This is a genomic window from Streptosporangium sp. NPDC051022 (assembly GCF_040683035.1).
Lineage (GTDB): Bacteria > Actinomycetota > Actinomycetes > Streptosporangiales > Streptosporangiaceae > Streptosporangium.
This window is the reverse complement of sequence record NZ_JBFBCF010000016.1, coordinates 1-24,598: the sequence shown is the minus strand read 5'-3', so window position 1 is coordinate 24,598 and position 24,598 is coordinate 1. Positions and strand designations below refer to the sequence as shown.

The window sequence follows — 24,598 nt, the reverse complement described above, 5'->3', positions numbered from 1 at the left end:
CTGGGCAGGGTGACCAACCACTGTCCGGCTAAGTGACTGACTGGTAGGTTGCGCGATATGGAGTCCCCAAAGCACGCAGGTGACATCGCGGTCGCCGTCTCCAAGGTCTACGGCATCGAGGCCATGTTCACCCTGTCCGGCGGGCACGTCTTCCCGCTGTACGACGGAGCGGTCCACGAAGGCGTGCCGATCGTCGACGTACGGCACGAGCAGAGCGCGGTCTTCGCCGCCGAGGCGACCGCCCGGCTGACCCGCAGACCCGGGCTGGCCGTGCTCACCGCCGGTCCCGGTGTCACCAACGGCGTCAGCGGGGTGGCCACCGCGCACTTCAACGGCTCCCCCGTCGTGATCATGGGGGGCAGGGCGCCGCAGTCCCGCTGGGGCTCCGGCGCGCTCCAGGAGATCGACCACCCGCCGCTGTTCGCGCCGATCACCAAGCTGGCCTTCACCGGCTCGGGCCCCGACTCGATCGGGGAGGACGTGGAGATGGCGTTCCGGACCGCTCTGGCCCCGCACCGGGGCCCGGTCTTCCTCGACTTCCACATGGACCACCTGTTCGCCCCCGCGCCCCCGCTCGACCACGTCGCCGAGACGCTGACCCCCTCCCCCCTCGAACCCGACCCCGACGCGCTCGCCGGAATCGCCCGCCTGCTCGCCGAGGCCGAGCGTCCGGTGCTGGTACTGGGCTCCGACGTGTGGATGGACCGCGCGGAGGAGGTCGCCAGGGGCTTCGCCGAGGAGTTCCGCCTGCCGGTCATCCCCAACGGCCAGGGCCGGGGCGTCCTGCCCACGGGCCACGAGCTGCTGGTCACCCGTGCCCGCAGCCTGGCCTTCTCCCAGGCCGACCTGGTGATCGTGGCCGGCGCCCCCCTCGACTTCCGTCTCGGCTACGGCTGGTTCGGCGGCAAGGACGGCGCCCCGCTCGCCAAGGTCGTGCACCTGGCCGACGCGCCGTCGCAGCTGACCACCCACATGCAGCCCTCCGGGGTCGCCGCGGGAGACCTGTCGCTGGTCTTCTGGGGACTCGGCACGGCCTGCAACGAGGCGGGCGTGTCCCCCAAGGCGTACGCCCCGTGGCTGGCGAGGCTGAACGACGCCGCCGCGGCGGCGGCCGCCGCGGACGCCGACCTGCTGGCCTCCGGCTCCGACCCGATCCACCCGATGCGGATCTACGGCGAGCTCGGCAAGGTCCTGGCCGACGACGCCGTGGTGATCGGCGACGGCGGCGACTTCGTCTCCTACGCGGGCAAGTACGTCGAGCCCAGGCAGCCGGGCAACTGGCTCGACCCCGGCCCGTACGGCTGCCTGGGCACCGGCCTGGGCTACGCCCTCGCCGCCCGCCTGGCCCGTCCCTCCTCGCAGGTGGCGCTGCTGCTCGGCGACGGCGCGGCGGGCTTCTCGCTGATGGACGTCGACACGCTCGTCCGGCACCGCCTGCCGGTCGTGATGATCTGCGGCAACAACGGCATGTGGGGACTGGAGAAGCACCCCATGCAGCTGCTGTACGGCTACGACGTGGCCGCCGACCTGCAGCCGCAGTGCCGCTACGACCAGGTGGTGACCGCCCTGGGCGGCGGTGGCGAACTGGTCACCGACCCGTCGGAGATCGGCCCGGCCCTGCGCCGCGCGTTCGACTCCGGCGTGCCGTACATGGTGAACATCGCCACCGACCCGGCCGTCGCCTACCCGCGCAACACCACCGGCATCTGAGGCACCCGCCAGGAGGCGGCCGCCGGGCCGCCTCCTAGGAGGCGGCGCGGGCCGAGGAGGTGGGCGTGGGGGTCGCCGTCGGGGTCGGCGGGCACCTGTCGTTGACCACGGTGAGCTCGACCGGCTGCCTGGGATCCCACATGGTCCCTCCGGCGGGCCGCTGGGAGATGACCTTGATGCACCCCGAGGGGTCGACGTCGGTCTCGTCGCTGAGCGTCACCTTGAATCCGGCCTTCTGGAGCATGGCCTCGGCCGCCTCGGCCGACAGATCCCTGACGTTCGGCACCTTCTTCTTGGGCACCGCCGTCTTGGTCGGCGTGTGGGTCGGCGTCGGGCTCGGCTTCCCCGTCGGGTCGTCGGTCGGCTCCGCGGTCGGGCTCTTCGTCGGCGTCGAGGTCGGGGTGGGGGTGTCGCTGGGCGTCGGGGTGTCTTCCTGGGTCGGCGTGGGCCGCACGGGCGGGGTGCTGGTGCGCGGCGGCCGGGTGGTGGTCTTGTGGGGGTTCGAGGTCTTCGGGGGGTCCGCCGGCTCGCTGATGGTGGCGGCCGAGCCCGGCTGCGCGGCCGGGTCGATCGTCACCCCTCCCGAGGCGGCCATCCCGTTGATCGCCACCGCGACGAGCCCGACGCACATCACGCCCGCGGCGGCGGAGACGACCAGCATCCCGCCTTTACGCCGTGGCTTGCGCGAGGCGCGGCGGCCGCGTCCCGCCGGGGCGATCTCGGTCGTCGGACCCGGCGTGGCCGGTGCGGGAGAGGCACCCGCCTGCGGCACGGGGGCCGCCTGCCAGCCGGTCTGCGGCGGGGCCGCGCCCGGCCAGCCGCCCTCCGTCGTCCCCTCCCCCTGCGTCCCCGGCGCGGCCGGAGTCTGCGGGAAGTGCGGCGACGCCGCCCCGCCGGTCTCCACCCCGAGGGCGGCCTGCCGGGCGGCGGTGCTCATGGCGGCGGCGCTCGGGAAGCGCCGGGCGGGGTCCTTCGACAGGGCCCGCTCGACCAGGGCGCGGACCGCGGGCGGGATGTGCGGCGGCAGCGGCGGCGGCGCCTCGCGGATGTGCTTGAGCGCGATGGTGACCGGCGTGTCGCCGTCGAACGGCCGCTGCCCCGCCAGGCACTCGTAGGCGACCACGCCCAGCGCGTAGATGTCCACCGCGGGGGTGACGGGAGCCCCCTCGGCCTGCTCCGGGGCGCAGTAGGCGGCGGTTCCCAGGACCATGCCAGCGTCGGTGAGCCTGCTGGCCGCGTCAGACCTGGCGATGCCGAAGTCGGTGAGCACGAGCGTGCCGTCGGAACGCACCAGGAGGTTGCCCGGCTTGATGTCGCGGTGGACGATGCCCTGGTCGTGCACGGCCTGCAGGGCGGAGGCCGCCTGGGCGATGAGCTCCATCGCCGCGCCGGGGGCGATGCTCCCCAGCCGGGCGAGCAGCCGGTCCAGCGGCTCGCCGTCCACGAACTTCATCACCAGGTACGCCGTCGCCCCCGCGCCGGGCACCTCGTGAACCCCGTAGTCGTAGACGTCGACCACTCCGGGGTGGTTGATCGTCGCCATGGCCCTGGCCTCGCCCTGGAAACGCACCAGGAACCCCGGGTCGTCGGTGCGACCGGGAAGCAGCACCTTGACCGCGACGGTACGGGCCAGGACGATGTCCTCCCCGCGCCAGACCTCGCCCATCCCGCCGGCGCCGATGCGGGTATCCAGGCGATACCGCCCCGCCAGCGTCGTGCCTTGGGCCACCATGACTCCCCCGTAACCCTCTCCGCTCTCGCCCCTGGGCTCTCCAACAAAGCGGATTTGTATCGCGGCAACGTCACGGCGAAGTAACGAAACCCTGAGTGCCGGACAGCTCATAAACAAGGCGCGTGCCGTAGCATCGCACAAATCTCAAAATCTTTAGATGTACTTGTACAGATTGCCCGGATATGCCCCTAAGAGCAAAAACAGTACCGCCGTCCCCGGAGGCCACCGTCACCGACCTGGACCGCCGGCACACCGGGCACTTGGGGCATCCCGGTTCCCGGGCGGGACACGGGGATGCGGGCACGGCACGCCCCGCACTCCGCTCCGGGATCGCCGGGCAAAGAAGAATCTACGCAGCGGGCACAGGAATCCGCCCCCGGAGTGAATGAGATCTACCCAACGGTGATGGAGCCGAGATCAACCGCTCAGCGGACCGTGCTCGGCACAGCGCGCCGACCAGCCGCGCGGGGTCACCTGGACGACCATCCGGCGGCGGCAGCGGGCGCAGTAACGGGGTGGCTCCATCGCGCGGGCGGCCAGGCAGGGCGCATGGTCGCCCTCGTCCGCCGGACGGCCGCAGTGGTCGCAGTATGACGTCACGGAAGCAGACCCTATGCTGACGCGCATGACGCTCGTTCCCGGTATGCACGCCCGGTTTGTCATCACGGTCGAAAGAGCGGACACCGCGCTGCAGGTCGGCAGCGGAGACGTTCCCGTGCTGGCCACCCCCCGCGTGCTGGCCCTCGCCGAACGCGCCACCGTCGAGGCGGTCGGCGGCGGGCTGAACCCCGGCGAGACCACCGTGGGCACCAGGGCGCAGCTGGAACACCTGGTGGCCAGCCCGGTCGGCGCCCATGTCGAGATCACCGCCGAGCTCACCGAGGTCGACGGCCGCCGCCTGCTGTTCGCCTTCACCGCCCGGGACAACGAGACCGTCATCGCGACCGGCACCGTCGAGCGCGTGGTCGTCGACCGCGAACGCTTCCTCGGCAGACTCGCCCGCTGATCCGATCGGCGGGACCCACCCCCGCCGGGCGTGCCCGTCCGCCGCCGGCCTCGGCACCGCCGTACGGGGCCGCCCGCCCGGCGCCGCCGTACGACGGCCCTTCCGGCGACGGGCGAGGGCTACTCGATGACGGCGATGAGGTCGCCCTCCTGGATGACGTCGCCCTCGGTGACCTTGAGCCGGGCGACGACGCCGTCGTCCTCGGCGATGACGGGGATCTCCATCTTCATGGACTCGAGGATGACGAGGGTGTCACCGTCCTCGACGGCGTCGCCCTCGGCGACGAGGACCTTCCAGACGTTGGCCACCATCTCGGCGTGTACTTCAGCCACCGGACACTCCCATCGATCACTTTGGTCCAACTGTGCCAGATGGAGCCCGTCGGGCCCTCATTCGCGAAACCGGCCCGGTGTCGTGGTCACCGCCCGCGAAGGCGGGGTGCCGGAACCCCCTCGGGACACGCCCTCAGAGCCGGTGCAGCGAGGCGAGCCTGTCGATAACGCGGGTCATGGCCTCGACCACCGCCGGGTCGTACTCCTCGCCGGCTCCGAGGCGGAGCCGTTCGAGTGCGGCTCCCGCCCGGTCCCGGTCGGTGGAACCGCCGACCAGGTCGTCGTAGGCGTTGGCGGCCTTGATGACGCGGCTGGCCATGGGCGGGGCCGCCGAGCAGGGGTCGCACTGGCGGCGGACGACCTCCGCGACGCGGTCCAGCACGCCGGTCTGCCGGATCACCTCGGCGCCCAGCTCGGCGATGCGCCGCGCCTGGTCGGGCTCGGTGAGCACCGTGGCGCCGCCGGGGATCGGGTCGCGCAGCGAGAGCTGGCCGATGTCGTGCATGAGCGCGGCGTACTCCAGGTCGAGCAGCTCGGGCTCGGCCATCCCCAGCTCCCGCCCGGTCGCGACCGCCAGACGGCTGACCCGGTGGGAGTGCCCGGGCTCGACGTATCCGCCGACCTCGGTGACCCGGGCCAGCGCCCTGACCGTCTGGAGGTAGGTGGCCCTGATCCCGGCGTACTTGCGGAAGGCGACCTGGGTGACCAGCAGCGGGGCGGAGAAGACCAGCAGCGCCGCCATGCCCATGCTGTGCGAGGCCAGGGCGAGCAGGATGCCGGAGGCGGCGACCGCGGCCCACAACGGCGCGGCCATCCGCAGCTCGTCCTGTACGGCCACGCCGAAGGCCGCCCGCACCTGCTCGGCCCGCAGCACGGCGGCCAGCAGCACGTCGACCATCACCATCATCAGGATGAGCAGGGCCATCACCCCGAGGGCGGGCCACCAGTCGCCCTCCGGCCCCTTGGCGAGATCGAACAGCGGCCCGGCCAGCGGGCGGTAGGCCAGGGCCAGCAGGGCGCCGGTGAACAGCCTGCGCGCCATGGCGTCGGGGTTGGGCGGGCGGCCGACCGCCAGGTGCGGCAGCGCACCGGCGATCATGCCGACCGTCAGCACCGCGATGACCTGCAGCGCCGGGTGCCGGGCCGGTACGTCGCCCATGTCCAGCAGGAGCGTGTAGCCGAGCGCGGCGGCCGCGCCGATCGGCGCGACCTCCCGGTTGCCGGGCATGGTGAGCCTGGCCAGCTCCCCCGCCGCGATCAGCGCGCCGAAGCCGATGGCGATCTCGGGGTCGAGCAGCCCGGTGGCGGTCGTGTGCGCGACCCCGGCGACCGCCAGCAACCCGGCCGCGCAGATCAGCAGGAGCTGGCCCGAGTCGAGCCGCTGGAACGCCCGGGTGGCGAGGGTGGTCGTGGTGCTGCTCACCGTTCGGGCACCACCTGGATGGGCACGGTCGGGTCGTCGTGGTCCTTCGCGGTGGTCTCCACCGTGTCGGCGGGGGGCGCGACGACCTTGCGCGGCGGTTCCCAGCCGTCGCGGTCGACGGCCTTGATGAAGGCGACGACCATCTCCGGGTCGAACTGGGTCCCCGCGCCCTTGCGCAGCTCGGCCATGGCCACCTCGACCGGGCGCGCCCCCCGGTAGGAGCGGTCGGAGGTCATCGAGTCGAAGGCGTCGGCCACCGCGATGATCCGGGCGAACTCCGGGATCTCGTCCCCTGCCAGCCCCATGGGGTACCCCTTTCCGTCCTGCCGTTCGTGGTGGTGCATGATCCCGGCGAACGCCTCGTCCAGGAAGTCGATGCCCCGCACGATCTCCAGTCCCCGCATCGGGTGAAGCTGGATCGCCGCGAACTCCTCCTCGGTGAGCGGGCCGTCCTTCTGCAGCACCTTGGTCGGCACGCCCAGCTTGCCCACGTCGTGCAGCATCCCGGCGTAACGGATGGCCCGCAGCCGCTCGGATCCCATGCCGATCTCCTGAGCGATCATGCCGGAGGCCAGCGAGACGCGGGTGCAGTGGCCGCGGGTGTAGTAGTCCTTGGTCTCGACCGCCTGGCAGAGCGCGGCGATCGTGGCGTCGTAGGAACGCTGCTGCGCGAGGTACTGGCCGAAGGCCCAGCGGGCGACGAACAGTGGCAACAGCACGAGCACCGCGGAGATCGAGTTGACCGTCGTCCACAGCCCGGCGATCAACAGCCCGAAGGTGGCGTATCCCAGGTAGGAGACCATGAACTGGGCCAGGCCCCGCAGGGGCACCTGGTCGGCCTGCCCGGTGACCACCAGGACGATCGCGATCAGGACGAAGTTGAGCGGCACGAAGACGGCCGCCGCGCCCGCGAACGGCACGATCAGGGCGTCGAACCCGGCGATGTCGGGCAGCCTGGCCCTGCCGCCCAGCCACTCGTAGGCCCAGCCCGCCGCGTAGCCGCAGATGGCGAACTGGGCACCGTTGAACAGCCGCTTCACCAGCGGCAGGCCGGGCCGCACGCTGAGCACCGCCGTCATGCCGACCAGCGCGGCGCCCTCGGGGCCGACGAGCACCACCGCGGCGAGCGCGGCGGAGAAGCTCACCGAGACCGCCGCCTGCCTGACGTTGAGCAGGGTCGGCACCGACTCGCACACCAGGAACAGCAGGGCCAGCACCAGCAGGTTCGACCAGTCGAGCCACTCCAGGCGGCCGCTTCCCGCCACGCTGTATCCGAGCAGCACGCATGCCACTCCGATCACAGCGACCAAATAGACCTTGGCAAACCACGGCAGTCCACGCAAAGCGGCCACCCTTGGGTCCCTACGTGCGCGTGCTCAGGTCCAGGAGATCCCCAGGTGGAAGGGACTGACCGTTTCCTTCAACATGCGCTGCCTCCATGTCGATTTCCCAACTCAGGCTACAGAAGCGGGCCGACCCCTGAACGGCAGACGGGGAATCGCAAGCAAAGCGTAACCAATCCATCACCCCACGCCATCGCGGGACCTCGGACCCACCGCATCCCACCGGGACGGGCCGCGAACGCCCCGAGACACAGCGTGACGGCCGGAACCGGCCGGGGTCACGACACGGCGAACCGGGGCTACAGCGCGGCGAGCCTGGCCCTCGCCCAGTCGACGGTGACCTTCAGACCGGCCGCGAGGTCCGTCCGGGGCCGCCAGCCCAGTCCCTCGAACGCGGGCTCGGGGTCCACCGCCATCGCCGGCAGGTCGCCCAGACGGGCGGACGCCGTGTCCGGCTCGTCGGGCGCGCCCGCGACCTCCGCCACCAGGGAGTGCAGCGCCCGGTCGGTCGTCTCGACGCCCGTGCCCAGGTTGAACCTGCGGCCGTTGCCCACGTCCCCGCAGGCGCGCGCGAAGCCGTCGACCACGTCGTCGACGAAGATGTAGTCACGGGTCTGGCCGCCGTCGCCGTACACCACCGTGGGAGTGCCGTTGAGCAGGGCGTCGGTGAAGATGGCCACCACCCCGGCCTCGCCGTCCGGCGACTGGCGCGGGCCGTAGACGTTGGAGAGCACCAGCGTGGTGTAGTCGATGCCGTGCAGCGCCTTGAAGGCCGCCAGGTAGGTCTCCGCGCTGAGCTTGGAGGCGGCGTACGGCGAGCGCGGGTCCGTGGCCGTATCCCCGGGCACCGGGATGACCGCGGGCCTGCCGTACACCGCGACCGAGGAGGCGAAGACGACCTTGCGCGTGCCCCCGTGGTGGGCGGCGGTCAGGACCGACGCGGTGCCCTCGACGTTGAGCCGGGCGTCGTGGACCGGGTCGGCCACGCTCTTGCGCACGCTGATCTGCGCGGCGAGATGGCAGATCACCTCGGGCCTGACCTCGGCGGCCAGACCGATCAGGGCCGGGTCGCGGATGTCCATCTCGTGCAGGGTGAAGTGAGGACTCTCGGCCGCCGCGACGAGGTTGGCCCGGTCACCACCGGACAGGTCGTCCACGGCCGTGACCTCGTGACCGTCGGCCAGCAGCCGATCCACCAGGTTGGACCCGATGAATCCCGCTCCACCGGTGACGAGTATCCGCATGCCGACCCCCAGGTTCGTGTGGCCAAAGCCGTACGAGAGATCCTAGGAGGTCAGCCGGTCAACTCCGAGCGCACCTGGTCGATTCGGCTGAGCACCTTGGCGCGCAGGTCCTCGGAGGCCTTGTCGCAGCCGCAGTGTTTGGCGATCAGCTGCTTGACGACCTGCTCCAGGCCGTACTCCTCCAGGCAGGGACCGCACTCGTCGAGGTGCTCGCGGATGTCGACGCAGTTGCCCTCGTCCAGCTCGCCGTCGAGATAGGTGTAAACCTTCTCCAGAACGTCACGGCAGTCGGTCGCGTGGGGCTTGCCGCAGCTCATGCGATCACCTCGCCCGGAAACTCGCCCTGCCTGTCACCGCACTCGCTCACTTCGCACCCTCCGCGGGAACCAGGCCACGCTCGCGGGCGTAGTCCTCGAGTTGCGTCCGCAACTGACGGCGGCCACGGTGAAGCCTGGACATCACGGTCCCGATGGGAGTGCCCATGATGTCGGCGATCTCCTTGTAAGGGAAGCCCTCGACGTCGGCGAGATAGACCGCGATGCGGAACTCCTCGGGAAGCGCGGCCAGCGCGTCCTTCACGTCGCTGTCGGGGAGATGCTCCAGTGCCTCGATCTCCGCCGACTTCAGCCCGCCCGAGGTGTGCGACTCGGCCCTGGCCAGCTGCCAGTCCTCGATCTCCTCGGCGCCCGACTGCTTGGGCTCCCGCTGCTTCTTGCGGTAGCTGTTGATGAAGGTGTTGGTCAGGATGCGGTACAGCCAGGCCTTGAGGTTCGTGCCCTCCTGGAACTGGTGGAAGGACGCGAAGGCCTTGGCGAAGGTCTCCTGAAGGAGGTCTTCGGCATCCGCCGGGTTCCGGGTCATCCGAAGTGCCGCGGAGTAAAGCTGGTCGAGATAGGGCATGACATCCCGCTCGAACCGTGTGCTCCGCTGCTCCAGAGTCTCCTCGTCTGTCGCAGGGACCGGACCCACCCCCTTAGGATCGCCGGAGTCCTGCTGACGCGGGACGCCGTACTGAGCGGAGGATACCCGCTCATCAGGGAATGACCGATCACCGGGGCGGACGACGGGTTCGATCAAGGCGAGCATTGGCTGGCCAACCTCCCGAAAGGATCTGCGTTGTCCGCTGCAACACCCCCGGCCGGTCATCTGTTCCCACAAGATAGAAGGTGACGAACACCCCCGGGCGGGGAAAAACATACGTACCGGCAGGTACTGGAGACCACCGGAAACCTGACGCCAGGAGCCGCTTGTGCTGCCCATCCCGGCCGAAGAGCTGAACGGCTCAGGAACGCTCGGGCCGTACTGGACCTTTTATCGCGCGGTCGCCGCCGAGCAACTGAGCCGATGGCTGCCGGAGGAGCCGTCGAACGTCCTCGACCTGTCGGGCGGCAGGGGCCGCTGGGCCGCCCAGGCGGCCAGGGCCGGACACCGGGTGCTGGAGGTCGTCGACTTCCGGCGGACCGTCGAGAGCCAGGCGCCGCTGCACGACGCGTCCAAGGTCCGCCAGGTCCGCGCCGACGACCTGCGCTTCCTGCCCGACCGGAGCATGGACGCCGTGCTCGCCGAGGAACGCGCGATGTCGATCGAGCTCATGGCCGAGTCCGCGATGGGCGACGTCGCCCGCGTGCTGCGCCCCGGCGGGCGGGCACTGGTCTGCGTCGACTCCCTGGTGCTCGGGATGGCGATCCTCGCCGAGCAGAACTACTGGGCCCACCTGCGCCAGACCGACGAGGTCATGCTCGTGCCCTGGCCCGACGGGAGCATCACCCGGTGCTTCAGCAGCGGCCAGCTCCGCGAGCTGCTCACCGAGGCGGGCCTGGAGGTCGAGTGGATACGGCCCCGCACGGTGCTGTCCCCCTCGACGGTCGACCACGTGCTCGCCTCCGACTCCCGGGCGCTCACCTGGCTGGTCAACACCGAACTCGAGGCCCACCCCGACGACGACGACACCGTGGGCATCCACCTGGTGGCGAGCGCCCGCAGACCGTGATTCCCGCGATTCCCGCGATTCCCGCGACGCGGCGTCTCCTCGCGGTCCCCTTGTCGTCCCCTCGTCTCCCCGCGACGCCCGGCGGCGTCGTGGGGACGACACGGCGTCACCTCCTGCGTTCGCGCCTCGCCTGGCACTGCACGCAGCGGGCGGCCTCGGGACGCGCCTCCAGCCTGCCGTCGGGCACGGCCCCGCCACAGTCGGCGCAGCGGCCGTAGACCCCGTCCTCCAGCCGTCTGAGCGCCCGCAGGACCGCGCGGCGCTGATCGGTCGCCGCCTCCAGCATGGCCTGGTTACGGTCGGTGTCGGTCAGCACCGACCCCGCGTCCGCCGCGGAGCGATCCCATCCGGTCGGGGGATCTCCCCGCAGGACCCGGATGGACCGGTCGAGTTCGGCGAGCATGCTCTCCAGGCGTATACGCACGGTCGCGGCGTCCACGAATCCGCACCTCCGCAGAGTGAAGGGCGGCCTGTGAAGGGATTCCCCGATTTCTCCCGGCAGGCGGCAAAGGATGAGGTTCCTGGGCGACGACCTCGGTGACTCGTCCTGAGGTATCGCCTTCCTCTGCGGATGCCCACTCTCCGTGGTTTCTACACCGTTTAATGGGAGTTTTCAGAAGAGCGCTTGACCCTCGCCCCCGCCCTCCGGCAGCGGCTCGACGAGCTCGGGGCCGTTGTTGCGCACCGAGTTGACGGCGGTGGAGACCGGATAGGCCGTCAGCCCCGCGGAAAGGGCCGGGACCAGGAACCCCCCGGCGTCCGGCACCCCGGGATCCAGCCACTCGGCCCAGCGGTCCCGCTCGATCAGCATCGGCATCCGGTCATGGATGGCGCCCAGCTCGTCCTCCGCGGTGGTGGTGATGACCGTGCAGGTCACCAGCCACGCCAGCGGATCGTCCTCGGCCCTGCCCCGGTCGCGCCAGAACTCGTACAGGCCCGCCATGGCCATGACGCCGCCGTCGGCCGGCCGGATGAAATAGGGCTGCTTCCTGGGCCTCCCGGCGGCACCCCCGCCGCCCTCGTCCTTGAGCACCGCCCACTCGTAGTAACCGTCCGCGGGCAGCAGGCACCGGCGCCCGGCGAACGCCTTGCGGAACGACGGCTTCTCGGCGACCGTCTCCACCCTGGCGTTGATCATCTTCGACCCTATGGACGGGTCCTTCGCCCAGGCGGGGACCAGTCCCCACCGGACGATCCTGAGCTGCCGCACCGCCCTGCCGTCCGGCTTCGCCTTGGGCACGCGGCTGAGCACCGCGTAGACCGGCTTGGTCGGCGCGACGTTGTAGTCCGCCCCGAGCTCCTCGTCGGGGGCCCCGTCCAGCTCGACCTGGAACTCCTCGAGCAACTCCTGCTTGGGGCGAGCAGAGGCGTATCTCCCGCACATATCACCACCCTGCCACGGGTTCGGGGGCGCCGTGTCCCGGTCCCGGTAGGCTTTCGACCATGTCCGCTCCGCTGTGGCCCGCACCGACCGCCACCGAACCCGTCCGCGCGACCGTCTCCCTGCCCGGATCGAAGTCCGTGACCAACCGCGCGCTGCTGCTGGCCGCGCTGGCCGACGGCCCCGGCGTCGTACGGCTGGCGCTGCGCAGCCGCGACTCCGACCTGATGGCGGACGCGCTGCGGGCGCTCGGCGCCACGATGACCCCCTCGAACGAGAGCCCTTCGAGCTCCGACTGGGCCGTCACGCCCGGTCCCGTGGTCGGCGGGGCGCGGATCGACGTGGGGCTGGCGGGCACGGTGATGCGGTTCGTGCCGCCGATGGCGGCGCTGGCGGACGGCGAGGTGTCCTTCGACGGCGACCCCCACGCGCGCAAGCGCCCCATGGGGACGATCCTGGGCGCGCTGCGCGCCCTCGGCGCCGAGGTGACCGGCGACGCGCTGCCGTTCACCGTCCGGGGCCCGCTGTCCGGCGGCGAGGTCACGCTCGACGCGTCCGGCTCCTCGCAGTTCCTGTCCGGCCTGCTGCTGACCGCCGCCCGGTTCGACAAGGGCGTGACCGTGCGGCACGAGGGGCCGCCGATCCCGTCGCAGCCGCACATCCGGATGACGGTCGCGATGCTGCGCGAGTTCGGCGTCCACGTCGACGACTCCGAGCCCGACGTCTGGCGGGTCGAGCCAGGGCCGATCCGGGCCAGGGACTTCACCGTCGAGCCCGACCTGTCCAACGCGGCGCCGTTCCTGTCGGCCGCGATGGTCACGGGGGGCTCCGTCACCGTTCCCGGCTGGCCCGCGGAGACGACCCAGCCGGGCGACCAGCTCAGGCAGCTGCTGACGGACATGGGCGCCTCGGTCGAGTTCACCCCCGCGGGGCTGACGGTCACCGGCACCGGACGCGTCACCGGCATCGAGGCGGACCTGCGCGACGTGGCCGAGCTGACCCCGACGATCGCCGCCCTGGCGGCCCTGGCCGACTCCCCCAGCCGGATCAGCGGCGTCGCCCACATCCGCGGGCACGAGACCGACCGGCTCGCCGCCCTGGTGGCGGAGATCAACGCTCTCGGCGGCGACGCGAACGAGACCGAGGACGGCCTGGAGATCAGGCCGCGCCCGCTGTCCGGCGGGGTCTTCCACTCCTACGCCGACCACCGGATGGCGACCGCGGGCGCGGTGATCGGCCTGGCCGTGCCCGGCGTCGAGGTGGAGGACATCGCGACCACGGGTAAGACCCTTCCCGAGTTCGCCTCCATGTGGGCTGCCATGCTGCGGGGCGCCCGGTGACGGGTGCCGCGGCGGGCCCGGCGGAGGTCACCACCGGGGGTACGGCCGGCCGGCGGACGGTCACGGCGACCCCCGGGGCGGGCACGTCGCGGTGCCGCGGGCCGCTTAGCCTGGGAGATGCCCGACGGGCGACCGGCCGTCGGGACGAGGGCAGATAGAGGCGGAGAAGCTGAGAAAGCGCGAATACGACGAGGACGACGTCAGGGTCCGGCCGGGAAGAGGCTCCCGGCCCCGGACCCGGATCCGTCCTGCGCACGAGGACGCGGTCCAGGGGTTCGTGGTGGCGGTCGACCGGGGCCGCTACACCTGTCTGGTCGAGCCGCCCGCCGAAAGGGGACGCGGCCGCAGGAGGGACCGGGCCGACGACGCCAGGCTCGTGGTCGCGATGAAGGCCAGGGAGCTCGGCCGCAAGGGGATCGTGGTCGGCGACCGGGTCGCCCTGGTCGGCGACGTCTCCGGCGACTCGGACACGCTGGCCCGTGTCGTCCGCGTCGAGCCCCGCACCTCGATGCTCCGCCGCTCCGCCGACGACACGGACAACACCGACGGCATCGAGCGTCCCGTGGTCGCCAACGCCGACCAGCTCGTGATCGTGACGGCCCTGGCCGACCCGCAGCCCCGGCCCCGCATGATCGACCGGATGCTGGTCGCGGCCTTCGACGCCGACATCGAGCCGATGCTCTGCCTCACCAAGTCCGACCTGGCCCCGCCCGACGAGCTGATCTCCCTGTACGCCCCGCTCGGCGTGCCGTACACGGTGCTCCGCAAGGGCGGCGTCCTCGACGATCTCAGAGAGCGTCTCAGCGGCCGGACCAGCGTGCTCGTCGGCCATTCGGGCGTCGGCAAGTCCACCCTGGTCAACGCCCTGGTACCGCACGCCAACCGGGCCGTGTCCCACGTCAACGCGGTGACCGGCAGGGGACGTCACACCTCCACCTCCGCCGTGGCCCTCGAACTCCCCGAGGGCGGCTGGATCATCGACACCCCGGGCGTGCGCAGCTTCGGCCTGGCGCACGTCTCGGTCGAGACCGTCCTGGCCGGTTTCCCCGACCTCGTCGAGGGCACGGTCGAGTGCCCCAAGGGCTGCAACCACCTCGGCGAGGAGTGCGCCCTGGACGCCTGGGTGGCGGCGGGCCACGCGGACCCGGCCAGGCTCGTCTCCCTGCGCCGGCTGCTCGCCAGCCGCGAGGGCGCCCCCGACGAGGACTGACGGCGACCGGGCGCGTCACGGCTCTCAGCGGTTGGGACGCAGGGTCCAGGTGACGGTCATCTCGGAGACCGGGGTCCCGTCCGCGGTCCTGACTCCGACGGCGATCTCGAACTCGGGACGTTCACCCGCGTCCAGCCTGGCCACGACCTCCTCCCGGGACGCCTGGAGCCGGGCCTCGGCGACGACCTCGCCCATGGCCAGCTTCAGGTAGCGGATGGCGGCGTTCACGGCCAGCGGGGTGGCCCGCGCCAGCTGGTCGCCGAAGGCCGACAGCAGCGCCGCGCCCGAGGCGGACTCCGCGAGGGTGAACAGCGCTCCCGCGTGCGGGCCGCCCACGTGGTTGTGCAGGTCGGCGCGGTCGGGCATGCGGGCGACCGCGAGCCCCGGCTCGACCTTGTCGAAGGCGATGTCCAGCGTCCGCGCGAACGGAACGCTCTGCAGTACGAAGGCACCCGCGTCGAATGTCATGACCGAATGCTACTCGCCGGTAACACCGAAGCCAACGGATGTTCCCCCCGCTGTCCGGCGGATGTTTCCTCCGCTATCCGGTTGACCCGCGTGACGCGACACAATTCCCCGGCTTGCGCCCCCGATCTCCTGTAACAGACCACCGACGCGATAGCGTTGCCCATCATGACGGGTTACAACGACGACCTTCGCCTCGCGCACGTCATGGCCGATGCCGCCGACGACCTGACCATGCGCCGGTTCAAGGCCGTGGACCTCCGGGTCGAGACCAAGCCGGACCTCACCCCGGTGAGCGACGCCGACCAGGCGGTCGAGGAGATCATCCGGGGCACGCTGAGCCGGGCCCGCCCGCGTGACGCGGTCCTCGGCGAGGAGTTCGGCATCACCGGGAGCGGCTCCCGCTCCTGGATCGTCGACCCCATCGACGGCACCAAGAACTACGTGCGCGGCGTCCCCGTCTGGGCCACGCTCATCGCCCTGCTGGACGAGGGCCGGGTCGTCGTGGGCCTCGTCTCCGCCCCCGCTCTCGGCCGCCGCTGGTGGGCCGCCAGGGGCAGCGGCGCGTGGACCGGCAAGAGCCTCACCAAGGCCACCCGCTGCCAGGTCTCCTCGGTCACCCGCCTGGAGGACGCCTCGTTCTCCTACTCCAGCCTCGGCGGCTGGGAGGAGGCGGGCAAACTCGACGAGTTCCTCGACCTGAACAGGTCCGTCTGGCGCACCCGCGCGTACGGGGACTTCTGGTCGCACGTGCTGGTCGCCGAGGGCGCGGTCGACCTGTCCGCGGAACCCGAGCTCTCCCCCTGGGACATCGCGGCGCTGACCGTGATCGTCGAGGAGGCGGGCGGCATCTGGACCGACCTGTCGGGGGTTCCCGGCCTGGACGGCGGCAGCCTGGTCTGCAGCAACGGCCCGCTGCACGGAGAGGTCCTCAAGCGCCTCGGCGGCGGCCCGCTCACCCTCCCCGTCTAGTGCGGTGACCGCCCGCCTTCACCGTGTCCGTGACCGTCCGGGCGCCGGTACGGCGGGCGGCGAAGCGGGGCGGATCGGCGCCGGTGAACGGCGCCCGGCCCGGTGAACGCCCCCGGTCACGGCACGGGGCATCCGGAACGGGAACGGACTTCGGAGCCGGACAGAGCCGCCCGGAACAGGGCGGCTCCCCCTCCCGACCGACCTGCCTCGGTTGCGTCGCCCTTGTGAAGCTCTTGACCCTTCGTTCATCATCGACCGGAAACAACCGTTCAGCATGGTTAAGACCTGGTTCGCCCAGTTCAAGACCGTTCAAAGCTTCGCCCGGCACCCGCCCCCCGCACCGCCGCTCCCGTTTCGCGCCCGACGTCGGCGTTTACGGCCCGTTCCCTCGTAGAGTCCGCCCACCCCCGGACTTTGCCCACCGGGCCGGACTTCCAAGACTCGCCCAACCGATCGCCACAATCGCGACCGGAGGCATTCATTTTGCGTTCATCTTTCTACCGGCTTTGGGTCACCTTCCCTCCTTACTCTCCTGAACGTTGAAGGACTTAGTGGGAGGAACCCAACCGTGAAGTATGCAGGCCGGCTTGCCGCGGTAACCCTTGTCGGCGCGCTCTCGCTCGCTGCGTGCGGCACCGATAACAACGGCAGCAGCCCCGCCACGTCCAGCGCTCCGACCTCGGGGGCCTCCTCGGCCGGGTCAGACGCCGCCGGTCTCAGCGGCACGATCAACGCCGCGGGCTCCTCGGCCCAGGCCAACGCCATCGACGAGTGGAAGAAGAACTTCCAGCAGGCGAACTCGGGCGTCAGCCTCAACTACCAGCCCAGCGGCTCCGGCGCGGGCGTCCAGGCCTTCATCCAGGGCACGATCTCGTTCGCCGGCTCCGACTCGGCGCTCAAGGACGACAAGGGCGAGCCCGCCCAGGCCGACGCCCGGTGCAAGGCCGGCAAGGCCATCAACCTTCCGATGGTGACCGGCCCGGTGGCCGTGGTCTACAACCTCCCGGGTGTCGACGGCCTGCAGCTGTCGCCGAAGACCATCGGTGACATCTTCAACAGCAAGATCACCAAGTGGGACGACGAGGCGATCAAGAAGGACAACCCCGACGCCAAGCTCCCCTCGACCCCGATCCAGGCGTTCCACCGCTCGGACGAGTCGGGCACCAGCGACAACTTCACCAAGTTCCTGTCCAAGACCGCCGGCTGGCCGTACGAGCCCGCCAAGGCGTGGCCCGCCGAGGCCAAGGGCCAGGGCGCCAAGGGCTCCGACGGCATCGCGCAGGCCGTCAAGAGCACCCCCGGCACGGTCAGCTACGTCGAGCTCTCCTACGCCGAGAACTCCAGCCTGACCAAGGCCAAGGTCGCCAACGGCTCCGGTGAGTTCGTCGAGCTGAGCCCGGAGAGCGCGGCCAAGACGGTCGAGGCCGCCGAGGTCGTCGGCCAGGGCAACGACCTCAAGCTGAGCATCGACTACGCCACCAAGGCCGCGGGCGCCTACCCGATCGTCCTGGTGACCTACGAGATCACCTGCGAGAAGGGCCTGCCCGCCGAGGAGGCCAAGCTGGTGAAGGCCTTCCTGACCTACACCGCCAGCGACGAGGGCCAGCAGGCGCTGACCGGCCTGGGCTACGCCCCGCTGCCGGCGACGCTGCTCGCCAAGGTCCGGACCGCCGTCGAGGCGATCTCCTAAGTCAATGGCGACCTCCCTTTCTCGCGACGGCGGATCGGCCAAGCGCCGATCCGCCTCGCGGCGCAGCCGAGGTGAGGTTCCCTTCCGCTACGCCTCCACCGGCGCCGGAATCCTCCTGCTGGCGATCATGGCGGCCATCGCCGTCTTCCTCGTCGTCGAAGCGATTCCGGCCCTGCGGGCCAACGAGGGAAACTTCCTCACCACCACCACCTGGGAGCCGAACAGCGCCCAGTCCTTCGGCATCGCGGCCCTGGCGTTCGGAACCCTGATCAGCGCCGTCCTCGCCCTGATCATGGCGGTTCCGGTGGCCGTCGGCGTGGCGCTCTTCATCTCCCACTACGCGCCCCGGCGCATGGCCGGCGTCCTGGGATACGTCATCGACCTGCTGGCGGCCGTTCCCAGCGTCGTCTACGGCCTGTGGGGAATCGTCTTCCTCGTCCCCTTCATGCAGGGACCCTCGGAGTTCCTCAACGAGTACCTCGGATTCATCCCCCTGTTCAGCGGCGACGTCGTCGCGGGCCGTTCGATGCTCACCGCGTCGATCGTGCTGGCGGTGATGATCCTGCCGATCATCGCGGCGATCTCCCGGGAGGTGTTCCTCCAGGTGCCGAGGATGCACGAGGAGGCGGCCCTGGCCCTCGGCGCGACCCGCTGGGAGGTCATCAAGACCGCGGTGCTGCCCTTCGGTCGTCCCGGCGTCATCAGCGCCTCCATGCTCGGCCTCGGCCGTGCCATGGGCGAGACCATCGCCGTCGCGCTCATCTTCCCGGCGACGTTCGGCATCAGCCTCCAGATCCTCACCCCCCAGGGCAACAGCATCGCCGCCAACATCGCCAACGGGTTCGGTGAGGCGACGCCGATCGGACGCGGCGCGCTGATCGCGTCGGGTCTGGTGCTGTTCATCATCACGTTGCTGGTGAACACCGGTGCCCGCCTGATCGTCGCCCGTCGCAAGGAGTTCTCGGGGGCCGCCGCATGACCGCGATCCAGCACAGCACGGTCCAGCGTGGCGCGATCCAGCGCATCTCGGCGGGCAGGCGTTTCAAGGACCGGCTCGTCCAGACGCTGGTCTATCTGTCGTTCGCCATCGCCGTCGTGCCTCTGGTCGCGGTCCTCTGGATGGTGATCAGGAACGGCATCGCCCGGCTCGACATGGAGTTCCTGACCCACTCCATGCGCAACATCGGTGCCCGGGAGGTGGGCGGTGGTGCCTACCACGCCATCCTCGGCACGCTGGAGCAGGTCCTGCTGGCCTCGATCATCTCGATCCCCGTCGGACTGCTCACCGCGATCTACCTCGTGGAGTACGGCCGGGGCGACCGGCTGAGCAGGGCGATCAGCTTCTTCGTCGACGTCATGACCGGCATCCCCTCCGTGGTCTCCGGCCTGTTCGTCCTGGCCTTCTGGATCCTGGCCCTGGGCATGCCGTTCTCCGGTTTCGCCGGCGCCCTCGCCCTGTCGATCCTGATGATGCCGACCGTGGTCCGCTCCGCCGAGGAGATGCTCCGCCTGGTCCCCAACGACCTGCGCGAGGCCTCGTACGCGCTGGGCGTGCCCAAGTGGCGGACGATCGCCAAGGTCGTCCTGCCCACCGCGTTCACCGGCATCGCGACCGGCGTCATGCTGGCGATCGCCCGTGTCACGGGAGAGACGGCTCCGCTGCTGCTCACCGTCTTCTTCACCGACTCCATCAACAGCGACCCCTTCAACGGGCCGCAGATGGGGTTGCCGCTCTACGTCTTCGACCAGGCGGGCCGTCCGACGGACGCCGCCGTCGACCGGGCGTGGGCCGGAGCGCTCACGCTAATTCTGATCGTCATGCTGCTCAACCTGGTGGCGCGCCTCATCAGCTGGTGGCGTTCGCCCGCCCGGGGTCGATAGGAAGGAATGTCGAAGATGAGCCAGCAGATCCAGGTCTCAAGCCTCGACGCGTACTACGGAAAGCACAAGGCGATCGAGGACATCTCGATGACGATCGAGCCTCAGTCGATCACCGCCTTCATCGGTCCTTCGGGATGCGGGAAGTCGACCTTCCTGCGAACGCTGAACCGCATGCACGAGGTCATCCCCGGCGCCCGCGTCGAGGGCAAAGTCCTGCTCGACGGAGAGGACCTCTACGCCCCCGACGTCGAGCCGGTCTCGGTGCGCCGCATGATCGGCATGGTCTTCCAGCGCCCCAACCCGTTCCCCACGATGTCGATCTACGAGAACGTCGCGGCCGGGCTCAAGCTCAACGGCAGGCATGCCAAGTCCGAGATCGACGGCATCGTCGAGGAGTCTCTGAAGGGCTCCAACCTCTGGAACGAGGTCAAGGACCGGCTGAACAAGCCGGGCGCGGGCCTGTCCGGCGGACAGCAGCAGCGTCTGTGCATCGCCCGGGCCATCGCGGTCAAGCCCGAGGTCCTGCTGATGGACGAGCCCTGCTCGGCACTGGACCCGATCTCCACCCTGGCGATCGAGGACCTGATGGCGGAGCTGAAGAACCAGTTCACGATCATCATCGTGACGCACAACATGCAGCAGGCCGCGCGTGTGAGCGACCGCACCGCCTTCTTCAACCTCGCCGGACAGGGCCAGCCGGGTCGCGTCATCGAGATGGACGACACCTCACGAATCTTCACGAACCCCACCCAGAAAGCGACCGAGGACTACATCACCGGCCGCTTCGGATAAATCAACCGCATAAGGAGGAACCCGGGTGATCCAGCCGCAGACGGCACCCGAGGTGAACGGGGACACCCGGACAGCGCCCCTGCTGCTGGTGGCCGATCCGGAATCGGCTTTGGTTCAGGGCCTGGCCAACGCCCTCGAACGGGAGGGAGTCGAGGTCATGGGCGTGACCGACGGCGCCCAAGCCTTGTTACAGGCCGGAGCTCTCCAGCCCGACGTGGTGCTCGTCAGCGCGTCGCTGCCGATCATCGGCGCGGTGGAGTTCATCCGCGCCGTACGACTGACACGGGCCGTGCCCGTCCTGCTGGGGGTGGGTGAGGACCACGCCGAGCAGGCCGTCCAGGCACTCGCGGCCGGGGCCACCGCCTGCGTGGCCCGGCCGTACCGGGTGCCCGAACTCCTACCCTTGGTCCAGGCCGCCTTCTCCGGAGAGTCAGGCATGCGCCGCACGCTCGTGGTCGGAAACGTGGAACTCGACGTCAACGCCTACCAGGTCAAAGTCAGCGGCCGGACCGTCCACCTGCCGCTGCGGGAGTTCGAGCTCCTGCACTACCTGATGCGCAACGCGCATCGCACGGTCACCCGCGAGCAGATCATGCGTCACGTCTGGAACTCCACGGACACCACGTCGACGAACACGATCGCGGTGCACGTCAAACGGCTGCGCGCCCGCCTCGGTGACACCGACGACCAGCTGATCCAGACCGTACGGGGTGTCGGTTACCGGCTGGTCGACAAGACGGCCTGATCCTCGCCGCTCGCGCATCCTCGCTCGCCGCGAAAGGCCGCCAGGATGCGCTTGGCCATACCCTCCACCTTGGCGATGCCCACGTCCTTGCTCGGGCTGTCCTCGGTGAGGACAGCCACGACGTACTCGTGCCCGGGCTCCCGGATCAGCCCCGCGCTGACGACCACCCAGAGCCTGTTGGCCATGTGGTGCAGCCAGCCGTTCTTCAGCGACACCCGGCCGCCTTCGCACGCCGCCGCGCTGATCCCCCAGCTCTGTCTGGGCACCACCTGCGTCATCAGCCGGAGCACCCTCTCGCGCTCGTCCGGGGCCAGCGGGCTCCCGTCCCTGACCAGGGTTTCGAGAAGCCTGATCCGGTCCGGTGCCGTGGTCTGCGTGATGCCCCAGCAGTACACGTTCGCGCACCGCCCCGGCGGCGCGTAGGTGTCCTTGAGCCCGAACCTGCGGTTCGCCCACGCCAGCCCCGCCTCCAGGCCGATGCGCTCGTAGAGCCGGTCGGCCGCCGCGTTGTCGCTGGAGCGGATCATCATGCCGGCGTCGGTCCTGCCCCGCTCGTCCAGCTCGCGCCACGGTGTCTTGAGCAGCAGCGCCATCAGGATGTCGACCTTCGAGGTGCTGGCCGTCGGCAACCGTAGATCAGGGTGATAGGTGTAGACACGACCGGTCGAGAGATCCCGTACCGCGGCGGCGGCCCGGCCGCCGTAAGGTTCGAGGAAGCGGTCGAGAGCGCGGGTCAGTCTCGGAGCCGAAACCTTCGGCGGGGCCTTGGGCCGGGTCGCCTCCGAAGTTCCGGTGTCCTGCACCGGCCGCGGGGAGGGGCCCTCGGCCGTCGTCTCCGGGGTGAACGGCGAGAGCGACGTCAGAGGAACGCTCAGCCCCATGACGTTCCCCGGTGAGCATCCACAGGTGAGCGCGGCCCCCAGTACGGCCGCCGCCGCGCCCGCCCGACGCGTCGCTCTCCCCATCGGGACCCGTTCCGTCCTCCCCCACACGCCCATGGGCGAGAGATCTATCGCATCGGAGCGCTCGCGGAAGGGAACGAGGGGAAACCCGGCCCGAACCTCGCCGAGCCCTTGACCACACCCCAAACGGTGTGCGGCGGCCTTCACCGGTCCTGGGCCCGCCCACGGCGCCGGTGCGGCAGGTGATGCCCCGACCCGGCCGGCGCCGATGAGCGGCGAGCGGTACCCCGGTTCGGCGCGCACTCCCGTGCGCGTCCCGGTGTCCGCCCCTCGCCAGAGGTCTTCTCAGCGAGTGTCGGCGACCAGTCTGGCGATGGACTCGTCATCACAGGTGGCCCAGAAGTCCCCGACCACATCCTCCAGATGCTCCAGCGACTCCGCGCGGAAGAGAACATCCTGGTACTTCGTGATGTCGTACTGGGTCGTCCCCATACGGGCGACGTCGAGGGGCCGGATGTCCATTCCCCGGAACTCCTCGATCTCACCGTAGGAGGACAGGATGCCCGCGCCGTACGCCCTCAGCTCGCCCTGGTCGGTCATCACCCCGAACTCCAGGGTGAACCAGAAGACCTTCGAGACGAACTCCAGCGCCTGGTCGCTCTCGACCCGTCGCGCCGCGCTCCCGGCCAGCCGGTACAGGCGCGCGTACCTGTCGGAGGCCAGGGAGTTCGCGTGCCCGATCACCTCATGGATCACGTCCGGTTCCGGCGTGTAGAGCGGGGTGGAGTGGTGCCGGATGTACTGCGTCGAGTGGAAGAACCCGTCGGCCAGCACACTGTAGAACTCACGGAGTGGCACCAGGCCCGCGGCGGGAATGTAGCGGAACCCGGTCAGCGGCTGCAGCAGGTCACTGACCTCCTGCAGCTGCGGGATCCGATCGCGGGGCAGTCCCAGGCGCTCGACGGCGTCCAGGTATTCCGCGGTCGCGTACACACGGTGCTTGATCGCCAGCTCACGGCTGACCAGGGCCCAGACCTCATGCTCCTCGGGGGTGTACTCGGCCGTGGGGATGGGCGTTCCCGGTACGTAGTCGACCGCGAGCGCGGCGATGGCGTTGCGCCGTGCGCGGTAGACCGGATCGGCGAAACCCGGGTGGCTCGCGGCGAGCTCGACCTCGACGCTGCCGTCGTCACGAGTCGCCACCGGTGCGAAATACTGTGCTTCCTCGAACATACATAAAATGACAGCAATATCAGGAATCGTTGGCAAGAGCGAGCAGTTTTACTACGCGATCCGCGCATGATCGCATCGCTGTAGCTATCAAACACTGGTCATATCGCCTAGTCTGATGCGATGCCCATAGACCAGCTTGACAGTCGCCTCCTGGTGACGATGCGCGCCAATGCCCGCGTCGGCCTCACCGAGCTCGCCCGTCTGCTCGGCGTGGCCCGGGGGACGGTCCAGGCCCGCGTGGAGAAACTCATCAGCCGCGGTGTGATCTCCGACTTCGGCCCCACAGTCACCCCCGAAGGAGTCGGCTACCCGATCCTGGCCTTCGTCTCCCTGCAGATCGCCCAGGGCCGCCTGGCCGAGGCCGTGGAGGCGCTGAAACCCGTGCCGGAGATCCTCGAGGTGTACGGCACCAGCGGCCAGGCCGACCTGCTCTGCCGCGTGGTCGCACGCAGCACGCCGGATCTACAGGAGATCATCGCCCGGGTCCTGGCCTCGCCGGCGGTTCAGCGCACCGACACCACCATCGCCCTGTCCGTCCAGGTCCCTTACCGGATCGAACCCCTGCTACACACCGCCCCCGACAACTGACCCCGCGAAGACCCGGAAGAAGAACCCCCGGAAAACAAAAAAAGGGGGACCGCCCCCGCCACACACGAGACACGACCCCCGAAACCCGGAACACCCCCCGGAGAAACACAAAAGGGGGGACCGCCCCCCGCGAACGAGACACGTCCCCCACCCCCTCCGAACCCCTCCAGCAACCCCCCGGAAAACACCCGAAGAAGAACCCCCACACACCCCCCCCACACACACCCCCACACACACCCGGAGAACCCCCCCGGAACCCTCTTCCGGGAACGCCAAAAAGGGAGGACCACCCCCTCAACCGAGGGGACGATCCTCCCTTTTCCGAAAGATTGTCCGGCGGCGACCTACTCTCCCACACCGTCCCCGGTGCAGTACCATCGGCGCTGAAGAGCTTAACTTCCGGGTTCGGAATGTAACCGGGTGTTTCCCCTTCGCCATAACCGCCGTAACACTATGAAACACACAAACACTGTTTGCTGTCTCAGAATTGCCTAGTGGACGCGAGCAAGAAAAGATTGCTTTGTGGTCAAGTCCTCGGCCTATTAGTACCGGTCAGCTCCACACATTACTGCGCTTCCACCTCCGGCCTATCAACCCGGTCGTCTACCGGGAGCCTTAC

General features: G+C 70.1%; 25 protein-coding genes and 2 rRNA genes. 12 read left to right on the top strand and 15 right to left on the bottom strand.

Annotated elements, in window-relative coordinates:
* The first annotated feature begins 57 nt into the window (after positions 1-57).
* Complete coding sequence (locus AB0N02_RS24830; protein WP_363950848.1) at positions 58-1,710, top strand: acetolactate synthase; 1,653 nt, start codon at positions 58-60, stop codon at positions 1,708-1,710.
* 34 nt (positions 1,711-1,744) lie between these two features.
* On the opposite strand, the gene AB0N02_RS24825 is transcribed toward AB0N02_RS24830, so the two are convergent.
* The gene (locus AB0N02_RS24825; RefSeq protein WP_363950846.1) at positions 1,745-3,442 is read right to left on the bottom strand and encodes a protein kinase; all 1,698 of its coding nucleotides are present in this window, start codon (positions 3,440-3,442) and stop codon (positions 1,745-1,747) included.
* Positions 3,443-3,859: 417 nt separating this feature from the next.
* Positions 3,860-4,042 carry a hypothetical protein gene (locus tag AB0N02_RS24820; RefSeq protein ID WP_363950843.1) on the bottom strand — a complete coding sequence of 61 codons (183 nt, stop codon included), beginning with the start codon at positions 4,040-4,042 and terminating at the stop codon, positions 3,860-3,862.
* Positions 4,043-4,067: 25 nt separating this feature from the next.
* Between AB0N02_RS24820 and AB0N02_RS24815 the strand changes: the two genes are divergently transcribed.
* Positions 4,068-4,448: a thioesterase gene (locus AB0N02_RS24815; RefSeq protein ID WP_363950840.1), complete on the top strand. Its 381-nt coding sequence runs from the start codon at positions 4,068-4,070 to the stop codon at positions 4,446-4,448.
* A gap of 119 nt (positions 4,449-4,567) precedes the next feature.
* Here the strand turns inward: AB0N02_RS24815 and AB0N02_RS24810 are convergent, their stop codons facing one another.
* The 6 genes from AB0N02_RS24810 to AB0N02_RS24785 all read right to left on the bottom strand — a co-directional run bounded on the left by AB0N02_RS24810 (position 4,568) and on the right by AB0N02_RS24785 (position 9,759).
* Entirely contained in the window at positions 4,568-4,780 is a 213-nt protein-coding gene (locus AB0N02_RS24810; RefSeq protein WP_363950837.1) for a biotin/lipoyl-binding carrier protein, read from the bottom strand.
* A 133-nt stretch (positions 4,781-4,913) separates the two neighbouring features.
* Positions 4,914-6,203, bottom strand: a complete 1,290-nt coding sequence (locus AB0N02_RS24805) for an HD domain-containing protein (RefSeq protein WP_363950834.1) — start codon at positions 6,201-6,203, stop codon at positions 4,914-4,916.
* Positions 6,200-7,504 (bottom strand): HD-GYP domain-containing protein, encoded by a 1,305-nt coding sequence (locus AB0N02_RS24800; protein ID WP_363950831.1) that lies wholly within the window; start codon positions 7,502-7,504, stop codon positions 6,200-6,202. The genes AB0N02_RS24805 and AB0N02_RS24800 overlap by 4 nt, the downstream gene beginning before the upstream one ends.
* Before the next feature lie 341 nt (positions 7,505-7,845).
* On the bottom strand, positions 7,846-8,790 hold the full coding sequence (locus AB0N02_RS24795) for an NAD-dependent epimerase/dehydratase family protein (RefSeq protein ID WP_363950828.1): 945 nt from the start codon (positions 8,788-8,790) through the stop codon (positions 7,846-7,848).
* Between the two features lie 50 nt (positions 8,791-8,840).
* Positions 8,841-9,107, bottom strand: a complete 267-nt coding sequence (gene rsrA / locus AB0N02_RS24790) for a mycothiol system anti-sigma-R factor (RefSeq protein WP_363950826.1) — start codon at positions 9,105-9,107, stop codon at positions 8,841-8,843.
* Between the two features lie 46 nt (positions 9,108-9,153).
* Positions 9,154-9,759: a sigma-70 family RNA polymerase sigma factor gene (locus AB0N02_RS24785; protein WP_363950821.1), complete on the bottom strand. Its 606-nt coding sequence runs from the start codon at positions 9,757-9,759 to the stop codon at positions 9,154-9,156.
* A gap of 280 nt (positions 9,760-10,039) precedes the next feature.
* On the opposite strand from AB0N02_RS24785, the gene AB0N02_RS24780 reads away from it, so the two are divergent.
* Complete coding sequence (locus tag AB0N02_RS24780; protein ID WP_363950818.1) at positions 10,040-10,780, top strand: methyltransferase domain-containing protein; 741 nt, start codon at positions 10,040-10,042, stop codon at positions 10,778-10,780.
* A gap of 106 nt (positions 10,781-10,886) precedes the next feature.
* On the opposite strand, the gene AB0N02_RS24775 is transcribed toward AB0N02_RS24780, so the two are convergent.
* Together AB0N02_RS24775 and AB0N02_RS24770 are read right to left on the bottom strand one after the other, a co-directional pair.
* Positions 10,887-11,219, bottom strand: a complete 333-nt coding sequence (locus AB0N02_RS24775) for a TraR/DksA C4-type zinc finger protein (protein WP_363950815.1) — start codon at positions 11,217-11,219, stop codon at positions 10,887-10,889.
* Between the two features lie 174 nt (positions 11,220-11,393).
* Positions 11,394-12,164 carry an SOS response-associated peptidase gene (locus tag AB0N02_RS24770; protein WP_363950813.1) on the bottom strand — a complete coding sequence of 257 codons (771 nt, stop codon included), beginning with the start codon at positions 12,162-12,164 and terminating at the stop codon, positions 11,394-11,396.
* A gap of 59 nt (positions 12,165-12,223) precedes the next feature.
* Here AB0N02_RS24770 and aroA point away from each other — a divergent pair, with 59 nt between their 5' ends.
* Together aroA and rsgA are read left to right on the top strand one after the other, a co-directional pair.
* The gene (aroA, locus tag AB0N02_RS24765; RefSeq protein ID WP_363950810.1) at positions 12,224-13,501 is read left to right on the top strand and encodes a 3-phosphoshikimate 1-carboxyvinyltransferase; all 1,278 of its coding nucleotides are present in this window, start codon (positions 12,224-12,226) and stop codon (positions 13,499-13,501) included.
* 169 nt (positions 13,502-13,670) lie between these two features.
* Positions 13,671-14,711, top strand: coding sequence for a ribosome small subunit-dependent GTPase A (gene rsgA, locus AB0N02_RS24760; RefSeq protein WP_363951251.1), 1,041 nt, complete (start codon positions 13,671-13,673; stop codon positions 14,709-14,711).
* Between the two features lie 24 nt (positions 14,712-14,735).
* Here the strand turns inward: rsgA and AB0N02_RS24755 are convergent, their stop codons facing one another.
* Positions 14,736-15,179: a DUF4442 domain-containing protein gene (locus tag AB0N02_RS24755; RefSeq protein ID WP_363950807.1), complete on the bottom strand. Its 444-nt coding sequence runs from the start codon at positions 15,177-15,179 to the stop codon at positions 14,736-14,738.
* A 165-nt stretch (positions 15,180-15,344) separates the two neighbouring features.
* Between AB0N02_RS24755 and hisN the strand changes: the two genes are divergently transcribed.
* From hisN to AB0N02_RS24725, 6 genes are all read left to right on the top strand, one after another.
* Positions 15,345-16,148, top strand: a complete 804-nt coding sequence (hisN, locus tag AB0N02_RS24750; protein WP_363950804.1) for a histidinol-phosphatase — start codon at positions 15,345-15,347, stop codon at positions 16,146-16,148.
* Positions 16,149-16,716: 568 nt separating this feature from the next.
* The gene (pstS, locus tag AB0N02_RS24745; protein ID WP_363950801.1) at positions 16,717-17,838 is read left to right on the top strand and encodes a phosphate ABC transporter substrate-binding protein PstS; all 1,122 of its coding nucleotides are present in this window, start codon (positions 16,717-16,719) and stop codon (positions 17,836-17,838) included.
* Positions 17,839-17,842: 4 nt separating this feature from the next.
* Complete coding sequence (pstC, locus tag AB0N02_RS24740; RefSeq protein WP_363950798.1) at positions 17,843-18,817, top strand: phosphate ABC transporter permease subunit PstC; 975 nt, start codon at positions 17,843-17,845, stop codon at positions 18,815-18,817.
* Positions 18,814-19,719, top strand: coding sequence for a phosphate ABC transporter permease PstA (gene pstA / locus AB0N02_RS24735; RefSeq protein WP_363950795.1), 906 nt, complete (start codon positions 18,814-18,816; stop codon positions 19,717-19,719). The genes pstC and pstA overlap by 4 nt, the downstream gene beginning before the upstream one ends.
* Positions 19,720-19,734: 15 nt before the next feature.
* Complete coding sequence (gene pstB, locus AB0N02_RS24730) at positions 19,735-20,511, top strand: phosphate ABC transporter ATP-binding protein PstB (RefSeq protein WP_363950792.1); 777 nt, start codon at positions 19,735-19,737, stop codon at positions 20,509-20,511.
* A 25-nt stretch (positions 20,512-20,536) separates the two neighbouring features.
* Positions 20,537-21,256: a response regulator transcription factor gene (locus AB0N02_RS24725; RefSeq protein ID WP_363950789.1), complete on the top strand. Its 720-nt coding sequence runs from the start codon at positions 20,537-20,539 to the stop codon at positions 21,254-21,256.
* On the opposite strand, the gene AB0N02_RS24720 is transcribed toward AB0N02_RS24725, so the two are convergent.
* Positions 21,229-22,221, bottom strand: a complete 993-nt coding sequence (locus tag AB0N02_RS24720) for a serine hydrolase (protein WP_363950787.1) — start codon at positions 22,219-22,221, stop codon at positions 21,229-21,231. The two genes, AB0N02_RS24725 and AB0N02_RS24720, sit on opposite strands and share 28 nt — an antisense overlap.
* 282 nt (positions 22,222-22,503) lie before the next feature.
* Complete coding sequence (locus AB0N02_RS24715) at positions 22,504-23,361, bottom strand: phenylalanine 4-monooxygenase (protein ID WP_363950785.1); 858 nt, start codon at positions 23,359-23,361, stop codon at positions 22,504-22,506.
* 150 nt (positions 23,362-23,511) lie between these two features.
* Between AB0N02_RS24715 and AB0N02_RS24710 the strand changes: the two genes are divergently transcribed.
* The gene (locus AB0N02_RS24710; protein ID WP_363950782.1) at positions 23,512-23,979 is read left to right on the top strand and encodes an Lrp/AsnC family transcriptional regulator; all 468 of its coding nucleotides are present in this window, start codon (positions 23,512-23,514) and stop codon (positions 23,977-23,979) included.
* Positions 23,980-24,310: 331 nt separating this feature from the next.
* On the opposite strand, the gene rrf is transcribed toward AB0N02_RS24710, so the two are convergent.
* Both rrf and AB0N02_RS24700 read right to left on the bottom strand, forming a co-directional pair.
* Positions 24,311-24,427: ribosomal RNA gene (rrf, locus tag AB0N02_RS24705) — 5S ribosomal RNA — on the bottom strand.
* Positions 24,428-24,501: 74 nt separating this feature from the next.
* Positions 24,502-24,598: ribosomal RNA gene (locus tag AB0N02_RS24700) — 23S ribosomal RNA — on the bottom strand; the annotation flags it as partial.